Raw genomic sequence first — 18,223 nt, forward strand, 5'->3', positions numbered from 1 at the left:
CTTTGTTGAAATGGTCCAGGTGTCATGCTATTCTAAGGATATCACATGATTTTTAGAAATATGCTGATAAAAGGAGGGGTTCTATGAGATTAAGAAAATGGGGATTCATTCCGTCTCTTCTGTTCGTTCTCTGCTTAAGCGCATGCTCAGGCAAGTCCGCAACAACGGCCCAGTACGCTGCACCGGATTATGGAGTTGCCATGCCTGCAGAGATGAATGATTCGGTTAGCGCAGACAGCCAATATGAAAATGGAGCGGGAGAAAAGTCGGTGACATCACTGGCAAGTGAAACTGGGGGCAGCCCGATGCTTCCGGCCGGAAGAAAGCTTATACGGAACATATCCATCAACGTGGAAACAAATGAGTTTGAAACACTGCTCTCAAACCTGCAGTCAAAAGTCACACAGCTTGGCGGATATGTAGAACAATCCGATATATCAGGCAGCCGAAAGGACAGCATTGGAAATCCGGATCCCAGATTTGCCAATATGACCGTCCGGATTCCTGTAAATCAAATTGACAGTTTTGTTGAAACAGTAGAAAAAAACGGAAATGTCACGAATAAATCCGAATCCACCCAGGATGTTACGCTGCAGTACAGTGATTTGGAAAGCAGAAAGAAGTCTCTGGAAATAGAGCAGGAAAAGCTATGGGAATTCCTTGAAAAAGCCGAATCAATTGATACGGTCATCACCCTTCAGCAGCGTCTTTCCGAGATACGGTATCAGCTGGAGTCCATGGAATCCCAGCTTAAGCTTTACGACAATCAGGTGGATTACAGCACGGTTTCCCTCAACATCAGGGAAGTCACCATATTTACTCCCACTGCCCCGGAAACAGCCGGAACCCGCATAAGTAATGGATTTACAAGCAATCTTAAGCTTTTTAAGGACGTCGTATTAAACCTTACGATCGCTATCCTTGCTACTATCCCATTCTGGTTCCCAATTGCAGCCATTGCGTCTGCCATTATCTTCTTCCGCCGGCGTAAAAAGAAAAAACTCCCTGCCGTCGCTCTTACCAAGGAGGAGAAAGAACCTTCCGACACACCCAAAGTTTGACTTTAAATCTTACCATATAAAAAAGCTCCCGGATTTTTTCCAGGAGCTTTTTTCAGTTGTCAACCATGTCTTCCATTGTTCTTCCACGAACAGAATACAAATAAAATCCCTGTCATTCCAAAATAAAACCAGGTGGAGGGATTGCTGAACCAAGTTGTAAAAAAAGAAAGGATCATATACATGGCAAATTGGGCATAGAACAAATAGCCGATGGGATTGCGGATACGCTTTGCCATCCGCATCAGGAAAAACGCAACTCCGCCAAGAATACAGCCAAAAATCAGGACGCCCACAATGCCGAAATCATAAAAAGAATCATAAAACAAGGTAACTGTAGTCAATTCCTCTTTCGTCACATAGATGGGAAAATCCACAAGGGCCGGGACCAGGAATTTAAGCCCTGTAAGCGCCCATAATGGAAAGAGCATCCGAAGTCCAAAGGTATGGGATGGAAGCCACTCTACCAGGCAGTTAAAATTGTCGTAGTTGTTTGCAATGTACATATAAGGCTGAGTGATAAATATGGGCATCTGGCTGTTTTTCATCTGAAATATGCCGTTTAAGTAGGAGACATCATGGCCTCTTGCAATGGTGAGGATCACATAAATGGGGATCATTCCGATCATCAGGCCTGCCCCATACACGATCTTCAGTCTATGTTCCATAGCTATATAGGTGAGAACCGCTAATCCCACAGAAAGGATCAGCTGGAACCGGGATACACATAAAATCGGAATCAAACATGCAATGACATCCATAAGTATGACCAAAATCAGCCTTAAACCATTTCTCCCCTGTTCTATGCAAAAATAAAGAACCGACAACGCAGGCACCAGCACACAGGATACGGTGAAATAGTGAATTCCTGTTATGTGGAACGTAGAGTAAGCATGGGGCACTCCTTTCACAAAAACGGGGATAAACCCAAGCACTGCCGCCTCAATGATAAAACCGGCAAGGGAAACAAAGGTGACAAAAAACATGGATAAAAACAGAGGCCTTTCATAGCCTTTAAAACTGAACCAGCTGGAACGCTGCCCTCCTGATTCTCCCTGCAGCTTTGCAAAAAACTCAAAGGTGACCCAAAATCCCAGGAATGCTACCAGAAAGCAGAGCCACGTAATAATATTCCAGTCAAAAGAAAGCTCTGAAAGCTTTAAACAGGCGATGCCTTCCCCTCCTACCCAGAACAGGGAAAACAATCCCCTTAAATGAATGATATTCTCGGTCCGGCGGTAATCCCGCCAATACAGGAAAAGAGCTGCCAGCATTAAAATAATACCGGACAGCCAGTAAAAACCTGCTCTTGCAAATAAATAAGACGCTCCATAGCTGATCAGATAAACACTCATCACAAAATATCCCCTTTTGCAAATAATAGAAACGCCGTCTTATATGGAAAAAGGCAGCCGCCGCCCTGGCGACAGCCGCACTTCCCCCTTTTGTCGTCCATTAGCTATGGCTAATGAACTCTCTCATATAATCTTCTACCTCTTTAACGGTGGAATAGGACATTGCCTTTTCCGCCACGGCCTGCAGCTCTTTTGTGCTGTAGCCGGTGATCAGCTTTCTGGCGTTTAAGATCGCCGACGCACTCATGCTGAACTCATTTAAGCCAAATGCCAGAAGCAAGGGGATGATCATGGGATCGCTGGCAGCCTCCCCACACATTCCGACCATAATCCCTTCTTTGCGCCCGCATTCAATGACATGGCGGATGCTTCTTAAAACTGCTGGATTCAATGGAGAATATAAGTATGATACCTTATCATTTCCCCTGTCCACAGACATGGTGTACTGAGTCAGATCATTGGTTCCGATGCTGAAGAAATCAACTTCTTTTGCAAACACATCCGCCATCAAAGAAGCCGCAGCCGTCTCAACCATGATTCCCACTTGAATATCCTTTTTATAGGCAATTCCCTTTTCATCTAATTCTTTCTTAAGCTCTTCAACAAGTGCCTTTGCTTCTCTGAATTCTTCCAGGCAGGTCACCATGGGAACCATGATGCGGATGTTGCCGAAGGCGCTGGCTCTTAAAAGGGCCCGCAGCTGAGGTTTGTATACATCTTCCTTCCGGTCCAGACAAAAACGGATCGCTCTGTATCCCAAAAATGGATTTTCATCCTTTTCAAGACCCATATACGGGATTTCCTTATCTCCTCCAATATCCAGAGTCCGAATAATCACAGGCTTGCCGTTCATGGCTACCGCAACCTTCCGGTAAGCTTCAAACTGCTCATCTTCTGTAGGCATTGACGTACGGTCCATAAACAAAAATTCCGTACGGAACAATCCGATCCCTTCCCCGTCATAATGAAGAACCTTTTCCACATCCTCCGGCTTTCCGATATTGGCTACCAATTCAATAACCGTGCCATCCTTTGTCACGGTAGGCTTTCCGATGTATTGCTCCAGTTCCTTCTTTTCCTTTAGAAAGACTTCTCTTTTTTCAGCGTACTCCGCTTTTAACGAATCTTCCGGATTTATGATGACAACCCCCTGAGAGCCATCCAGGATCACATCATCCCCATCAGATACCTGACTTAAAAATCCCTCAATGGCAACCACTGCAGGAATTTCTAAGGCTCTGGCAAGAATCGCGCTGTGAGATGTCTTTCCTCCCAGTTCTGTGACAATACCAACTACCTTATTCGGATCGATTCCAGCTGTCATGGATGGTGTAAGATCTCTGGCAACGATCACACTTCCTTCCGGCAGAGCGGAAATATCCACGGAGCTTACCCCCATAAGTATCTTCTGCACGCGGGTTTTGATGTCGTGCATATCCGTTGCTCTCTGCTGCATGAGCTCGTCTCCCATAGATGCAAACATATCGGCGTAAGTATTGCATACTTTTTCAACCGCATATTCGCTGTTAACATTCTCCCCTGTTATGGAATTCTCGATCTCACCAGTCAGCATTGGATCGGAAAGGAGCAATAAATGACCATTTAAAATCTCCGCTTCCTTTTCTCCTACTTTTGTTGCCAGATCCTGGGCCAGAATGCCGGTCTCTTCCATGGCCTGCTTTACCGCCCCCTGAAAGCGGGCCTTTTCAGCTTCCGGATCCGTTATTGCCTCTCTCTTGATCTTAAGCTCTGCTTCTTCTACGTTAACGGCCTTCCCAATACCGATTCCCGCAGATGCACTTGTTCCTTTAAACATAATTAGCCTCCTTATTAATTACTGAATCTTAATCTATTCGCCAAGACCCTCTTCAACGGCCTTGACCATGGTCGCCAGAGCTTCCTCCTCATCTGCTCCCTCACAGACAAAAGTTATCTCATCCCCGCTTTTTACACAGGCACCCAATACGCTAAGCACGCTTTTCGCATTGGCGGTGGTGTTCTTAAATTTAAAACTCACCGAAGAATTAAAGTTCATGGCTTCCTTACAAAGAATCCCTGCCGGCCTTAGGTGCAGGCCGGTAGGATTCTTTATAACAACTTTAGCACTAACCATACTGAATTACTCCCTCCATTCCATCATCAAACTTCCTATTGCGACTCAGGCACTTCTGTAGAAGTGGCTGTGGTGCTTTCATCCGTTCCGGGGCCAGGATTTTTATGGGCTACCGTCACATTGAAAGGCGTATAACCAACCACTTCAAATCCTCCTGAAACCTCAAATGTTACCATTCCCGGATGAGGGCCAGCCTCCTGGTCCGTTACATCAAGAACTGCATTCAAGTTCGCTTCTGTCAAGGCATCTAAATCTGCCTTGAGCCCTTTTACCGTAACATCAGAAGTTTCTTTATCAAAACTGTAATCGTAATCAGCTACTACACCCTTCTTATCCAGATTCTTCAGTTTCAAAGTGAATACTCTGGTAGTCAATGGCTCTACCTTCAGCTTCACGGTTACATTCTTATATTCATCCCCTGCAATAGAGGTGCTTGGCGGCAGATACTGGCTCAAATCCAGTTTAACCTCCTTATCAGAGGTAGCGCCGTCAATATTTAACTTATCAGAAGAAACAGATAAACTGGTCAAAGAGGCAAGAACGGAATTCGTACCTACCACCGGCACGGATTTGATACTGGATTCCAATCCCGTATACCGGTATCCCTTTGCCACATCTCCTGAAACCTCGAAGTTGATTGTAAGATTCTTTGCTTTTAGCACGGAAACCGTATATTCGATCTCGTGCCTGTTAACAGTCACCTTATTTTCCAGTTCCGGCATTTTGTTGCCGTTGGCATCGTAAAAGACCGGAGTAGCTACTCCATTTAAATCCGCATTTGCATTATCCACATCGATCTCGATACCCATATGGTTGATCTGGCCAATCTGAGATTCAGGGCCTTCCACTGTCACATAATCCGGTGACAGGGTGATCATTCCCAGGGCATACCCATCTTCCTGGATTCCTTTGGTCTGAATCTGAAGATCAAACTTCTTGCGCTGAAGCTCTTCTGTTCTGATCCGGATCACCATCGGCTTAGCCGTAATGGTGTCGCTCCTGACCAGATTTTCCTTATCTTTATTAATCTCCACCGTGATCGGAATGGCCCCGGTCACGTTATAATCTTTTAAATCCGCATAGGCATGAAAGTCCTGAGCCCTCACCAGGGAACGGTCTCTTGTTCTCACCTGATAGCTGACTGTTATCGAATCCTTTCCCACAATTTCATAGGTTAAATTGGCAGCATCCAGCACGTCCTCATTGCGCATCTCGACTCCAACTACCTGGGAATCGTCAATAATGGGATTGGAAATGTTGACAACAGCCATCCATACTGCAAAGGCAAGGACCAGAGACGCAACTTTCAGTCCAAGATTATTTAACAGCTTTTCCTTCATTCTTACGCCTTCCCTTCAAAATCCTGAATCTGCTTCCTTCCTCTTCCGCCTGTTTCACGCCTGCAAGGACTGACCGGAGCATATCTGCATCCGTAATCTTCCTAAGGCCGCCCTCCAGGGCCACCGTCACACGTCCGGTTTCTTCCGATACCACAATAGTAATGCTGTCGCTTACTTCACTGACGCCGACTGCGGCTCTGTGTCTTGTACCCAGATCCTTGCTGATGCTCATATTATCGGACAGGGGCAGGTAGCAGGTAGCTGCCGCCACACGGTTTCCCCGAATCACCACCGCTCCGTCGTGAAGCGGTGTATTATGCTCGAAGATGTTGATAATAAGCTGGCTGCTTACAACTCCTCCCACTTCTATTCCAGTACGTTCGATCTCTTTTAAAGAATCTCCTCTTTCGATTACCATGAGCGCTCCGGTCTTGACCTTTGCCATCTCAAAAGTAGCCTTTACCACCTCGTTGATGGTTTTATCCGTAAAGCCGGAAGTATCCCTTCCGTCATCAAAGGTGAGAATTCCCGTAAAGGGATTCTTACTTCCCAACTGCTCCAGAGCCTTCCGAAGTTCAGGCTGAAAGATCACGATCGCCATGGTAACTGCCGGAGTAGCAATTTTATTAAGGATCCAAAAAATATTATCCAGCCGGAATACATATGCAAAGAGATAGAAAAGAAGGATCACAATAATTCCCTTTAATAATGTCCATGCTCTTGTATTCATGATCCAGGTCAGCAGCTCATACAGCAGAACGGCTATAATAATAATTTCAACTAAGTTTGTTTTCGATATTCTGGGAAGGAACGATACCCAGGAGTACATTCCGTCTAAAAAATCTGTTATTGTCTCCACCTCCCTTTACTTTCCTAATTACTGCCCATGCTTTTTGGGCAGAGCCCACCCGCTTTACCGGTTGTAAAGGTATGCCCGTATGGCACTTCCTATCTCTGCGGTCTTTGGAGCTTTCTGGCATTAATTTTCTGAACTTTCACATCAGGCGCGCTGACTGTCAGCTTTGGAACTGCCTTGACGTAGTAATAATAATCATCATCTTCAAATTGTACGTATTCTGTCCTGGAATAATCCACTGCAAAGACAAAAAATGTATAAATTCCTGCAATTACGATGGAAAAAAGGATACCTACCAGGAGCCGGATTACCGATACTGATACATCTGCAACAATATCTCCGACAAAAATCACGCTCAGCTGTGCAATGGAACCTGCTACAATGGCAATGATCCAGGAATAATCCATGGATAAGCTCCGGGTAACCGCCACCACTACAAGAGAAAGGGCAAATGCTGTTACCATCACAAGCATCAGTTTATTAGACAGCAGGACCTTCATGAGCTGCATGAATTTAACTACCTGATCCACCGACATATCGTTGGTCAGCACTCCTGCATTTTGCTTTACATATAAAAGCGTATAATAAATAAATACACCGCAGCTTACCGGTATCACAGATATAACACTCCCGGAAAGCCCTACGATCAAAGGGATCGCATAAGGGATCTTTAAAAGGAAAAATACAGGGGTCAGCACCAGCAGATAACTGTCACCCGGCTGGAATCCATAATAAAGAAGTCCTACCACCACAATAAAAACAGCCATGACCAGTGTGATCTCAAGGGAAATTCCCGACAGATGGGCAAGCATAAAGCCTGCCGCCAGAAAGGAAATGGCTCCATAGGGCAAAAAAGAGCATACCAGAGCCAGTACCAGCGGAATGTATGGTTCCGTCAGCTTTGTCATAAAGCCAATATTCTTATTCATCAGAGAAAATGCCAGGAGACTGAATAGAAACTTGATCACAGGTGTTATATAAATCTCAAACCTGGCATAAAACTCTTTCAATCGTTCTTTAAATACAAGAAGGCCCATCATGATGTCCGTCCTCCCTTTGGTCTTTTTAAAGGTCTGGTATTTCCCTCATATCGCTTGTCCAGCCTTTTTAATTTCGCCAAATATACCTTTGTACCACGGCTGGCATATTCATATCGCTTCATATATACAACAACACTGATTCCCAAATAAATGATCAGTCCTATGAGATAAATCAGTCCAATTCGCATCCCGGCTGCCGTAAGGCCCTTCAGCTCCATGTTATTGAGCCACTGTCCCATATCATATAATTCCCATAAAACCAGACATAAAACAAAACTCAGGGTATAGCTGAAAAAAGAACGGAACAACTTACTGCTGATGTAATCACTTTTAAAGTACCGGTTGATGGAAAATATCCTTTTTCCTTCGTGTTTTTCAAACATTGCAAGGCTAGTCATGATCTTTATTTTCTCTTCACTAAGCATATAGTTCCCTCACTAAACCATAAGATATCACCCTATTATATCATAGAACCTTTTACTTTGCGAGCCGTTTACGGAATTTTTATTTTTTTATATCATCCCTGTTATTTCATGGATTATTCCGGCAGAGCCGGAAATATGCAGGGCACAGCTGCTATGAATGAAAGAGCGCAGCTGATCTGCTGCGCTCTTTCATTCATACCTCAGGGCGTCAATAGGATCTGCCTTTGCCGCCTTGGAAGCAGGATAAATACCAAAAAACAAGCCTACCAAAGCCGAAAATCCCACTGCTACCAGTATGACCGACGGCTTTATGACCACCTTCATGTGAAACAGCGTTCCTCCTAAAAGCACAAGCCCGCCGCCGACCGCTACACCCAGGATCCCTCCCAGAGCGGACAGGATGGCGGATTCCGTCAAAAACTGGATCAGGACATCCCTTGTTTTAGCACCTAAAGCCTTACGGATTCCTATTTCACGGGTCCGTTCCGTGACGGATACCAGCATGATGTTCATGATTCCGATCCCTCCTACCAAAAGGGAAATAGCCGCGATTCCACCCACAGCAGCAGATAAGCCGCCCATTATGGTGTCCGCACTTCCCATTTCACTGGACACAGAATAGAAGGTAACATCTTCCTTGTTCCGGTTCTTCGTCTTTGCCAAATAAGAAGTAAACGTATCAGAAAATGCATTCATATCCGTTCCCTCTTTTGCATAGAGGCGCAGACCGTAAATGTTATCATTGGGCCAGGTTAATAAGGAATCCGGTACATATCCGGACCTGGTAGCGTTGGTCCCCGCCATCATAGCCTCAAAAGGATTTAAGTCCTCCTTGTAGATTCCAACTACATTGTAATCGTCTGTAGTGCCATAAATGGTGGTACGGAATGTCTTTCCTACTGCGTTTTCCGTGCCAAAGAGCTCCTTTGCCCCTTTTGCCTCCAGTACAACGTTGTTCTTTCTTCCTTTTATATCGGCTTCGTTTAAATTACGGCCATAGATAATGTTGATCTTCTGGACTTCATGATAATTGGAAAAAATCCCTTCAAACTGATACTTGACCTTATTGCGGCCAAAAACGGCTTCTGCATTCGTACTGGCATTGCTGTCAATGTAACTGATCTCGTCTCCGAACACTTCTTTCAGACGATCCATTTCATCAAGAGTAAAATAGTCGCTTTCCCTCATATCCCCGCCGTCCTTTGGCCAGACGTAGACATAGGCCAGGGTTACTCCCGCATTCTTATAGATATCAGATACCATAAACCGCATGGTATCACCAATGGACACGATGGCAATGACAGACCCAATGCCTATAATGATTCCAAGCATGGTCAGAAAGGACCGCATCTTGTTAGCCTTAATGGCATGAATTGCCATACTCATATTTTCCAGCAGCATGATGTTCTCCCCTCCTATTCATATCTTAACGCTTCAATGGGATCTTTTTTAGCTGCCTTAGAGGCCGGATAAAGACCAAAGAAAATACCCACAAGAGCCGAGAAGCCAACAGCCATAACCACCACCGAGGGCCTGACGACCACGGTCATCTGAAAAGCGGCACCTCCTGCTTTAACGAGGCCGACTCCAAGAATGATGCCGATAATCCCTCCACAGGCAGACATAAAAGCAGATTCCGTTAAAAACTGAATCATGATGTCTCTTGTCCTGGCGCCCAGGGCCTTTCGGATTCCGATCTCCCTCGTCCGCTCTGTAACCGAAACCATCATAATATTCATGATTCCGATTCCGCCTACCAGCAAAGAGATGGCAGCAATTCCACCTACGGCTGCCGCCATGGCTGAAAGGCTGGTATCCACGCTTCCCATTTGTTCTACCACGGATATGGTCCGGATCTCGGATTCCGGGCGGCCTTTTAATTTTGCCACGTACCGGGTGAGTTCTGCAAGGAATGCGTTCACATCCACTCCCTCCCGGACGTAAAAGTTTAAGTCTTGAAAATAATCATTGGATTTTGTGAGAACCGTATATGGCAGAAATCCTGCCTGAGTCTGCCCGTTCCCCATAAGCATAGCCATCATGGGGGAAATATCCTTATGATAAACTCCCACAACCATATATTCCTGTGTATCCTTATTAATGGTCATGCGGAAGGTTCTTCCTACGCAGTCAGCCGTACCGAAGAGCTGCACTGCTCCCTTATCCTCCAGTACCACATGATTTGCCGCCCCTTTTACGTCTGCCGTATTGAGGGCTCTGCCGTAAATAATATCCAAAGGCTGAACATCGGTATAATTGGAGTCAATTCCCTGGAACTGATACTTTACCTTTCTGCGTCCGTTGACTGCCTCTGCCTCGGTGTTAGCATCACTGTCAATATACTGAATTTTATCCTGGTATACATCCCTGACCCGATCCATCTCATCCCTGGTAAAATAATCCGTCATGCGGAAATCTGTTACATCCCAGGATACCATGATGACTGCCCGGTTAAAGCCCACATCCTTATAGGCATCGGTAAACAAGTTTCTCATACTGTCGCCCACAGATACAATGGCAATCACCGCTCCAATACCAATGATAATTCCCAGCATGGTCAGAAAGGACCTCATTTTATTGGACCGTATGGCGTGAAGCGCCATACTCATATTTTCTATCAGCATGGCGCCCCCTCTTTCTCCGTTTTTGCTGTCTCCTCCTGTAACTGACTTTGGGGGACATTGGGCAAATCGCTGACCAGCTGCCCATCCCGGAACCGTATGATCCTCCCTGCAAATGCAGCTATGTTCTCTTCATGGGTTACCAGCACCACAGTGGCGCCTTCCCGGTGTAGCTGGGAGAACAGCTCCATAATCTCCACGGAGGAAGCGGTATCTAAGTTACCCGTAGGCTCATCAGCCATAATGAGGGGCGGCTCATTGGCCAGTGCCCTGGCAATGGCTACTCTCTGCCGCTGTCCGCCGGATAGCTCATTGGGCATATGTTCATACCTTTTCCCAAGGCCCACCCGTTCTAAAAGCATTAAGGCACGTTCTTCCCTTGTTTTTTTGGAAATGTGGGCATAGGTCATGGGAAGCTCCACATTCTTTAACGCGGAAGTTCTTGCAATTAAGTTAAAGGACTGGAATACAAATCCTATTTTGCGGTTTCTGATTGCCGATAATTCATCAGCAGAAAGTTCTGCCGTATCAATCCCATCAAGATAAAAATGCCCCATCGTGGGCCGGTCCAGGCACCCTAAAATATTCATAAGCGTTGATTTACCCGAGCCGGACTGTCCCATAATAGCTACAAATTCCCCTCGTTTTATGGTTAAGTTCACCCGTTTTAAACCCAGCACCTTAATGGATCCGGTGTCGTAAACCTTCACCACATCCACCAGCTTTATCAAATCTTCCCGGACATTCTCTGTTACGCAAGCGGGAAGCTTATCTTTCTTTTTCCACATACTGCCTCCCCCTTACTGAACCGGCGGAATCACGGTTACTGTCATTCCTTCTGTAAGCATGGAGGACGGAGTATCGATTACCTGCAGCCCTTCTGTTAAGGCCCCTTCTTCTTTTGGAATAATTTCCGCCTGAATATCACTCTCCACACCGGTTGTCACTGGAATGAATGAAACGGTATTGTCTTTTACACAAGCGATTGCCATGCTGCCATCTGGCTGCTGGATAATAGCGGAAATCGGGACAACCCATACATTCTCTGCCTTTTGAAGCTCTATCTTCGCCTTTGCAGTTATGCCCGCAATCAGCTGGGTGTTTTGATCTATAATCCGTATGGTGGTAGGGATAACTCTCTCCGTAGAACCATTTCCCTTCTCCTCACCGGTTGGAGAAATGGCGGTCACCTCACCTCTTGCAGTTTCACCGTTTAAAATATCGGCGCTGATCTCCACCGGCTGTCCGATGGCTACCTTTCCGATGGAATACTCGCTGACATTGATCTTCATCTCAAGTACATCTAAGTTGTTAATAATAAACATGGGTTTGTCATCGTCGGTTTTATCCGCAAAACGTCCTACCTTGCAGTTGACCCTTACTACGGTTCCTGCAATAGGGCTGGTAACTTTGGTATTCGTAAGCGCTTCCTTCTTCTGTTCCAGTTCAAAAGCCTCTTTCTCGATCTGCAGGGCATAGGACTCATTTGCCACAGGTCTTCCGTTCTTTAAGGTATATGTACTTATTTCCCTCTGTGCGTCATTCATGGTATTAGACGCAGCTTCAAGTTCCACCTGGGAAGCACTTCCGCCCTGGTAAAGAGCCAGTGTCCGGTTATAATTGGCTTTGGCCGTATCAAAATCCTGCTTTGCTTTTGCATATCCGTTCTCTGCTTCCAGCTGCTTATCCTGATAGGTGCTGACAGCCAGATCATAGGCGTTCTGGGCAATGTCTACTTCCTTTTTTGCATCCTTGTCATCAAGCACTGCCAAAACTTGCCCTTTTTCTACCCTGTCCCCTTCCTTTACCGGAAGCTCCAGGATCTCCGCATGAAGATTCGATACTACTTCCACGCTGTCTGTTCCCTGGACAGGGCCGCTGACTGAAAGCATATCGACCACCTCTCCCTTGGCAAGAGGTGAAACAGTTACCGGTAAGGCACCGCTGCCGCCCCCTGCCAGAACTTTAAAGGCAATAAAAAAGGCCCCAATGGCCGCTGCTCCAATGGTTATGATCTTTCTCTTTTTGCTCCATTTTTTTCTAGAGCCTTTCTTTTTCTTCTTTTTACCGCTATTTTCCTCTTCCATCAGGTTTTGTAACTCTTTATCAAAGGCTTCATCAGACATTTGCTCCATTTCCGCTGATCCGCCTGTTTCTTCCACATCGTTCTTAAATCTTTCCATGCCCGCTTCCCTCCTGTGCTAGACGCTACTTCTTTTTTCTCTATTATAGCGGGCTGATATAACTTTTTTAGGTATAAAATTCTTATTATTTTCTAAACTTTTCCATTTACTAGAACTTCTTTATTCATAACGCTTCCTAACAAGGGCTTTAATCATCGGTATATCCCAGGCATATATGCCTTTAAATTATCCATTAATTTAAGACAAACAGTAAAATAAAAAAACAACAAAAAAAGTTTTACCCTCACATGCCCATATTTACTGAATATAATTATACAAATGACAGAAATAGGAAAATAGCGAATGAACGATCATTATCCATTTGTAAATCCTCCCCTTCCATATGCTTACGATGCACTGGAGCCGTGCATCGACGCACTAACCATGTGTCTTCATCATGACAGGCACTTACAAACCTATGTGAACAACCTTAATGATACCCTCAAAGACTGTCCGGACCTGCATAGCTGGTCACTGGAAAAGCTGCTCTGCAATGTAGATTGTCTGAAAAAAAATATTCGGCAGTCCATCCGAAATAATGGAGGCGGCGTTTTCAATCATATCTTTTATTTTAGCGGCATGTCAAATTCTGAAACACGCTGTCAGGCCGGAAAGCTCTATGATGCAATTGCGGCTGAATTCGGGTGTGTAGAGGCTTTTTTTTATGAGTTTAAGGAAAAGGCACTGTCTGTTTTTGGTTCCGGATATGCATGGCTGGTTGTAGACCAAAACTGCAAGCTGCAAATCATAACCACAGCGAATCAGGATACTCCTATTGTCCTAAATTTTTGCCCTGTACTTACCATAGACGTTTGGGAACATGCTTATTATTTATTGCATTACAATGACCGGGCAGCTTACATTCAAAACTGGTTCAATGTGGTAGACTGGGAATGTGCCAATATGCGTTACATGGATTGCTTGGACTGCTTTGATTGCAGGAAATGCCGGAATTAAAGTCCCATAAAACGATTGCATGCCTGGTCAAATAAAAGCCAGGCATGCACAATTTAATTTGCATTTCTCTGTCCGACGATTGACATATTCTCACGCTTGTAGTAAAATAATGGAAATGCATACCAAGAAGGTATGTTTATAATTCTTTCACTAAAATCAAACGGATGCCATGAACGGATCTTGCGTAGCAGCAGCGCGTAACGCAAGTGTCTTTTGGCATCGTTTTTATTTAATGGAGAATAAAAACTTTAAGTGGCCGGATCCAATACTGCCTAACACTCAATAATCAGGAGGATAAAGAATCATGGAGGCAAAACAAAAATACGAAAAACTAAAAGGTTATTTACAGGATTTAGGAAGTGTGGCAATCGCGTTTTCCAGCGGTGTTGATTCTACGTTCTTATTAAAATGCGCTCATGATGTTTTGGGCAATAAGGTCATAGCCGTTACTGCCCGTTCATGCTCTTTCCCAAAGAGAGAACTTGACGAAGCAGCCGCTTTTTGCAAAAAAGAAGGGATTGCTCATATCATATGCGATTCTGAAGAACTTGAGATCGACGGGTTTTCGAAAAATCCCCCAAACCGCTGCTATCTTTGCAAACAGGAATTGTTCACAAAAATCTGGAAGGTCGCAAAAGAACACGGGATCGATCATGTCGCCGAAGGCTCTAATATGGATGATAACGGTGATTATCGTCCCGGTTTGATTGCAGTTGCGGAGCTGGACGTAAAAAGCCCTTTGCGCTATGCAGAATTGAGCAAACAAGAAATCCGGCAGCTTTCTAAAGAAATGGAATTGCCGACATGGAATAAGCAATCCTTTGCCTGCCTTTCCTCCCGTTTCCCCTATGGCGAGGAAATTAACATCCCGCGTTTAACAATGATCGATAAAGCAGAGCAGTTTCTCTTAGATATGGGCTTTGGCCAGGTGCGGGTACGCTATCACGGCAAGCTTGCACGAATCGAAACCGACGCAGATGGATTCTCTATCATGCTTTCCCTTAATAACCGCGAAAAAATTCATTGCGCATTTAAAGAACTTGGATTTACATATATTACTCTGGATTTATTGGGCTACCGTACCGGGAGTATGAACGAAATGCTTAAAGACGATATCATCGAAGCCGGTAAGCATATGTGATAAAAAAATGGTGTCAGCCTCCAGCCTTCCCTTAAATCTACAGAAGCAACAAAACACCGCCTTTCCCACGCCTGGTCAAATAGCAGCCAGGCACGGGAAAGGCGGTGTCTTGTTGGATACTGTGTGAAACCCATTGGTCGGTTTCATTAACCATGAGCCACGGCAATGCAGGCAGATAGTTTCGTTAGAATCGAATGACCTTGGGCTTATCCCTAAGCGATGCGATCGTTGCGGTGGCTTCTTTTAAATAAAAGACTTCGGTATTACCATCATCAGCCGCGTACATCCCTTTTAACATAGGATAAGTATCCAGCATATGCTGCCTTGCTTCATTCCGGTCATCCTCAACAGCCACAGCTTCGATACGAATCCACTGATCACCAGCCATGCCGCAGATTTCAATTTTCGGATTCGCATGTATCTGTTTTGAAACATTTTTGATCTTTCCTGTTTGAATATAAAGTCTGTCTTCAAAAATGTCCACTGTACCAAATGGGCGGACCCTTGGCTGATCGCCATCCATGGTTGCAATATAATATGTTTCAGACTTTTTTAAAAATTCGTAAACTTCATTCACTCGCTTATCCTCCATGTTCGCAGGGATTGACTGCTGTTTTTCTTTGCTATATAATAGTACGACAATAAGATATGCTTTACAAGTAGGCATATGATTATGACATAGTCATAAAAATATGACTATTGGAAAAGGAGCGGATGTTTGATGACTGATAAATTTGATGCAAACAAATTATGTCCTGTAAATGTAACGCAGAATTTATTGATGGGAAAATGGAAATTAACGATTTTATGGATTGTCAGCCGCAAAACAAGACGGTTTGGTGAACTGCAAAGGCTTATCCCCGATGTGTCCCGCGGGGTCCTGGTACAGCAGCTGAAAGAATTGGAACGGGATAACCTTATTTATAGAGAAGTATATAAGGAAGTTCCACCAAAAGTAGAGTATTCCATAACGAGCATTGGGGAGAGCTTTATTCCCATAATGACTCAAATTATGGAATGGGGTGCATCATATATAAATAAAACGACCACCTGCAATGTTGATGTCTGCATCGCCAATAACTTCCCCTGTTCTAAATGCCATGAAATGTTAAATCTAGAGAAGGAAGCCATTGAGGATTTATAATGTCTATAAACCAACACCGCCTTGTACATGCCTGCTTAACTGTCCAGGCATATACAAGGCGGTGCTTTTATTATGTTCTTTTACCTGATTCAAACTTACTTTACAGTCAGCACATGAACCTTTTTGCCGTCTTCCAGCGTACTGCTGCTCTGCATTACCACTTCATCCCCTTCAGATAATCCCTGGGACACCTCATAATAAGCGTTCTTTTTCTTCCCCTCTGTAACCGCCGTCTTAACCACGGATCCATTGGTAACCTTATAAACGAAAGACCCGGAATCATCGGACTGGATGCACTTTGCCGGAATGTATACAGAAGTGTTTTCCGTATTATCGGATACCCTTAGATCCGCCGTCATGCCAATATAGCTGGCCTTGCTTGCCTCTTCCAGCTGTACAGTCACAGTAAACATCCCTGTGGAAGCATTGCTGACTGCAGATATCTCGGAGATAGTTCCCTGGCAGCTCTCACCCAGTGACTGAAGGCTGACATTCATGGGCATTCCTGTTTTCAACTGGTCAATGTCCATATCAGCCACCTGGATCTTCACCTTCTTGCCGCTGTCGTCAATCACCGACATTGCCTTAACCTGTGGGGAAACCATTTGACCAACTTCCACATAAACATTGGTTATCATTCCGGATATGGGTGATGTAACCGTGCAGTCATCGTATTTTTTCTGTACAATATCCAGTGCAGCCTTGGCGCTGTCCATCTGGGCCTTTGTGACCTCATAATTGCCTGTCTGCCCGTTTCTTGCCGCCTGAAGCTGTACGGATGCCGAATCCATCTGGGCCTTGGCTCCTTCATATTCTGCCTGGGAGATAGCTCCGCCGGAATATAAGGCTTCCATACGGCTAAAATTATCTCTGGCTGTATTGAAAGCAATTTCCGCCGGCTTTACGCTTGTATTTTGTTTGCTTGCCTTCTCTGCATTTTTAAAAGCGGCTTCTGCTGCCTGAAAACCTGCCTTTGCCTGTTCCAGCTGAAGTTTTGCATCCTGATTATCTACCTGGAACAAAACATCTCCTGCATTTATATGATCCCCTTGATTTACCGGGATCTCTAAAATCTTTCCATTGCTGTTTGGCATCACATCAACACCGCTGAGTGCTTCCACAGTCCCCTGCCACACCATGGTGGACAAATCCTTACCTGATTTCGCTACCGCTACGGTTACCTCAGTCTGTTTACTCTCTCCCGCACATCCGGTAAGAAGGCCCACCAGCATTGCCGTTGCCATAAAACCTGTGATCAATTTTCTCATCTTTTCCGACCTCCTGTAAGCCCTTTTCATTTCAGATGTATTTTAACAGATGCATTCATCCCAAAAACAAGGGGAAGATCTTCTTCGTTTTCAATCGTCACCTTAATTGGTATCAACTGCGTCACTTTTGTATATTCTCCGCTGGTGTTAAAGCTCATATTACCGGAAAAATAGGTTTGAGTGGCCGGATCGATCTCCGTCACCTGCCCCTTAAAGGTTTTTCCGGGATATGCATCGATTTTCACATCCACCCGCTGTCCTAAGTGAACCTTCATGATATCTGTTTCTTCCACATTTACCCCTATGTAAAGATTTGAGGTATCGGCTACTAACGCCAGTTCTGATCCCAGGGCCACCGTCTGATTTACGGCACCGTCATTCTTTACTACAGTTCCTGTAATAGGGGAACTAATATAAGGAAGGACTTCCTGCCGTCCCATCACCTGATCCTGCTCCACTAAGTCCCCATTTTCCACATCCCAGGATAAAAGCTTGCCATTTGATACCGCTTTTATGGAATACAGCTTTGCCGTTACTTTTGCATTATTTGTCTTAAAGTAAGAGACACTGGAATTATAGATATAATATCCGACCCCGCATCCGACAAGCACCAGTATGATCAGCAGTGGAGCTATGATCTTTTTTAGTTTTCCTGTTCCTGTTTTTATTTCCTGATCCTCAACATTAATATGTTTGTTTTCCTGCATATTTTTTCTCTCCAT

General features: G+C 44.8%; 18 protein-coding genes. 4 read left to right on the forward strand and 14 right to left on the reverse strand.

Annotation, left to right across the window (positions count from 1 at the left end; translation table 11 throughout):
• Positions 1–83: 83 nt before the first annotated feature.
• On the forward strand, positions 84–1,061 hold the full coding sequence (locus ACHZES_RS07675) for a DUF4349 domain-containing protein (RefSeq protein ID WP_395548371.1): 978 nt from the start codon (positions 84–86) through the stop codon (positions 1,059–1,061).
• A gap of 59 nt (positions 1,062–1,120) precedes the next feature.
• Here ACHZES_RS07675 and ACHZES_RS07680 read toward each other — a convergent pair whose 3' ends face one another.
• The 11 genes from ACHZES_RS07680 to ACHZES_RS07730 all read right to left on the reverse strand — a co-directional run bounded on the left by ACHZES_RS07680 (position 1,121) and on the right by ACHZES_RS07730 (position 12,991).
• Positions 1,121–2,413, reverse strand: a complete 1,293-nt coding sequence (locus ACHZES_RS07680) for an O-antigen polymerase (RefSeq protein WP_395548369.1) — start codon at positions 2,411–2,413, stop codon at positions 1,121–1,123.
• A gap of 100 nt (positions 2,414–2,513) precedes the next feature.
• A complete protein-coding gene (gene ptsP, locus ACHZES_RS07685) occupies positions 2,514–4,229 on the reverse strand; it encodes a phosphoenolpyruvate--protein phosphotransferase (RefSeq protein ID WP_395548368.1) in 1,716 nt (571 codons plus the stop codon).
• A gap of 33 nt (positions 4,230–4,262) precedes the next feature.
• Positions 4,263–4,526 carry an HPr family phosphocarrier protein gene (locus ACHZES_RS07690; protein ID WP_038278952.1) on the reverse strand — a complete coding sequence of 88 codons (264 nt, stop codon included), beginning with the start codon at positions 4,524–4,526 and terminating at the stop codon, positions 4,263–4,265.
• A 35-nt stretch (positions 4,527–4,561) separates the two neighbouring features.
• Positions 4,562–5,866 carry a YbbR-like domain-containing protein gene (locus tag ACHZES_RS07695; RefSeq protein ID WP_395548367.1) on the reverse strand — a complete coding sequence of 435 codons (1,305 nt, stop codon included), beginning with the start codon at positions 5,864–5,866 and terminating at the stop codon, positions 4,562–4,564.
• On the reverse strand, positions 5,844–6,716 hold the full coding sequence (cdaA, locus tag ACHZES_RS07700) for a diadenylate cyclase CdaA (protein ID WP_038279330.1): 873 nt from the start codon (positions 6,714–6,716) through the stop codon (positions 5,844–5,846). The genes ACHZES_RS07695 and cdaA overlap by 23 nt, the downstream gene beginning before the upstream one ends.
• A 98-nt stretch (positions 6,717–6,814) precedes the next feature.
• Positions 6,815–7,762, reverse strand: coding sequence for a hypothetical protein (locus ACHZES_RS07705; protein WP_038278957.1), 948 nt, complete (start codon positions 7,760–7,762; stop codon positions 6,815–6,817).
• On the reverse strand, positions 7,759–8,187 hold the full coding sequence (locus tag ACHZES_RS07710) for a hypothetical protein (protein ID WP_395548366.1): 429 nt from the start codon (positions 8,185–8,187) through the stop codon (positions 7,759–7,761). Before ACHZES_RS07710 ends, ACHZES_RS07705 begins: the two co-directional genes overlap by 4 nt.
• Before the next feature lie 189 nt (positions 8,188–8,376).
• On the reverse strand, positions 8,377–9,588 hold the full coding sequence (locus ACHZES_RS07715) for an ABC transporter permease (RefSeq protein ID WP_395548365.1): 1,212 nt from the start codon (positions 9,586–9,588) through the stop codon (positions 8,377–8,379).
• A gap of 14 nt (positions 9,589–9,602) precedes the next feature.
• Complete coding sequence (locus ACHZES_RS07720; protein ID WP_038278966.1) at positions 9,603–10,811, reverse strand: ABC transporter permease; 1,209 nt, start codon at positions 10,809–10,811, stop codon at positions 9,603–9,605.
• Positions 10,805–11,596: an ABC transporter ATP-binding protein gene (locus ACHZES_RS07725; protein ID WP_395548364.1), complete on the reverse strand. Its 792-nt coding sequence runs from the start codon at positions 11,594–11,596 to the stop codon at positions 10,805–10,807. Before ACHZES_RS07725 ends, ACHZES_RS07720 begins: the two co-directional genes overlap by 7 nt.
• A 12-nt stretch (positions 11,597–11,608) precedes the next feature.
• Positions 11,609–12,991, reverse strand: a complete 1,383-nt coding sequence (locus ACHZES_RS07730) for an efflux RND transporter periplasmic adaptor subunit (protein ID WP_395548363.1) — start codon at positions 12,989–12,991, stop codon at positions 11,609–11,611.
• 303 nt (positions 12,992–13,294) lie between these two features.
• Here ACHZES_RS07730 and ACHZES_RS07735 point away from each other — a divergent pair, with 303 nt between their 5' ends.
• Entirely contained in the window at positions 13,295–13,948 is a 654-nt protein-coding gene (locus ACHZES_RS07735; protein ID WP_395548362.1) for a superoxide dismutase, read from the forward strand.
• Between the two features lie 304 nt (positions 13,949–14,252).
• Positions 14,253–15,089: an ATP-dependent sacrificial sulfur transferase LarE gene (gene larE, locus ACHZES_RS07740; protein WP_038278972.1), complete on the forward strand. Its 837-nt coding sequence runs from the start codon at positions 14,253–14,255 to the stop codon at positions 15,087–15,089.
• Positions 15,090–15,273: 184 nt separating this feature from the next.
• Here the strand turns inward: larE and ACHZES_RS07745 are convergent, their stop codons facing one another.
• A complete protein-coding gene (locus tag ACHZES_RS07745) occupies positions 15,274–15,666 on the reverse strand; it encodes a pyridoxamine 5'-phosphate oxidase family protein (protein ID WP_353655122.1) in 393 nt (130 codons plus the stop codon).
• Between the two features lie 144 nt (positions 15,667–15,810).
• On the opposite strand from ACHZES_RS07745, the gene ACHZES_RS07750 reads away from it, so the two are divergent.
• Positions 15,811–16,233, forward strand: coding sequence for a helix-turn-helix domain-containing protein (locus ACHZES_RS07750; protein WP_038278978.1), 423 nt, complete (start codon positions 15,811–15,813; stop codon positions 16,231–16,233).
• Positions 16,234–16,328: 95 nt separating this feature from the next.
• On the opposite strand, the gene ACHZES_RS07755 is transcribed toward ACHZES_RS07750, so the two are convergent.
• Positions 16,329–17,501 carry an efflux RND transporter periplasmic adaptor subunit gene (locus ACHZES_RS07755; RefSeq protein ID WP_038278980.1) on the reverse strand — a complete coding sequence of 391 codons (1,173 nt, stop codon included), beginning with the start codon at positions 17,499–17,501 and terminating at the stop codon, positions 16,329–16,331.
• 26 nt (positions 17,502–17,527) lie between these two features.
• Positions 17,528–18,208 carry an HlyD family secretion protein gene (locus ACHZES_RS07760; RefSeq protein WP_051835057.1) on the reverse strand — a complete coding sequence of 227 codons (681 nt, stop codon included), beginning with the start codon at positions 18,206–18,208 and terminating at the stop codon, positions 17,528–17,530.
• Positions 18,209–18,223: the final 15 nt, after the last annotated feature.

The sequence above is a fragment of the Lacrimispora sanguinis genome (assembly GCF_044987295.1).
Lineage (GTDB): Bacteria > Bacillota > Clostridia > Lachnospirales > Lachnospiraceae > Lacrimispora > Lacrimispora celerecrescens_B.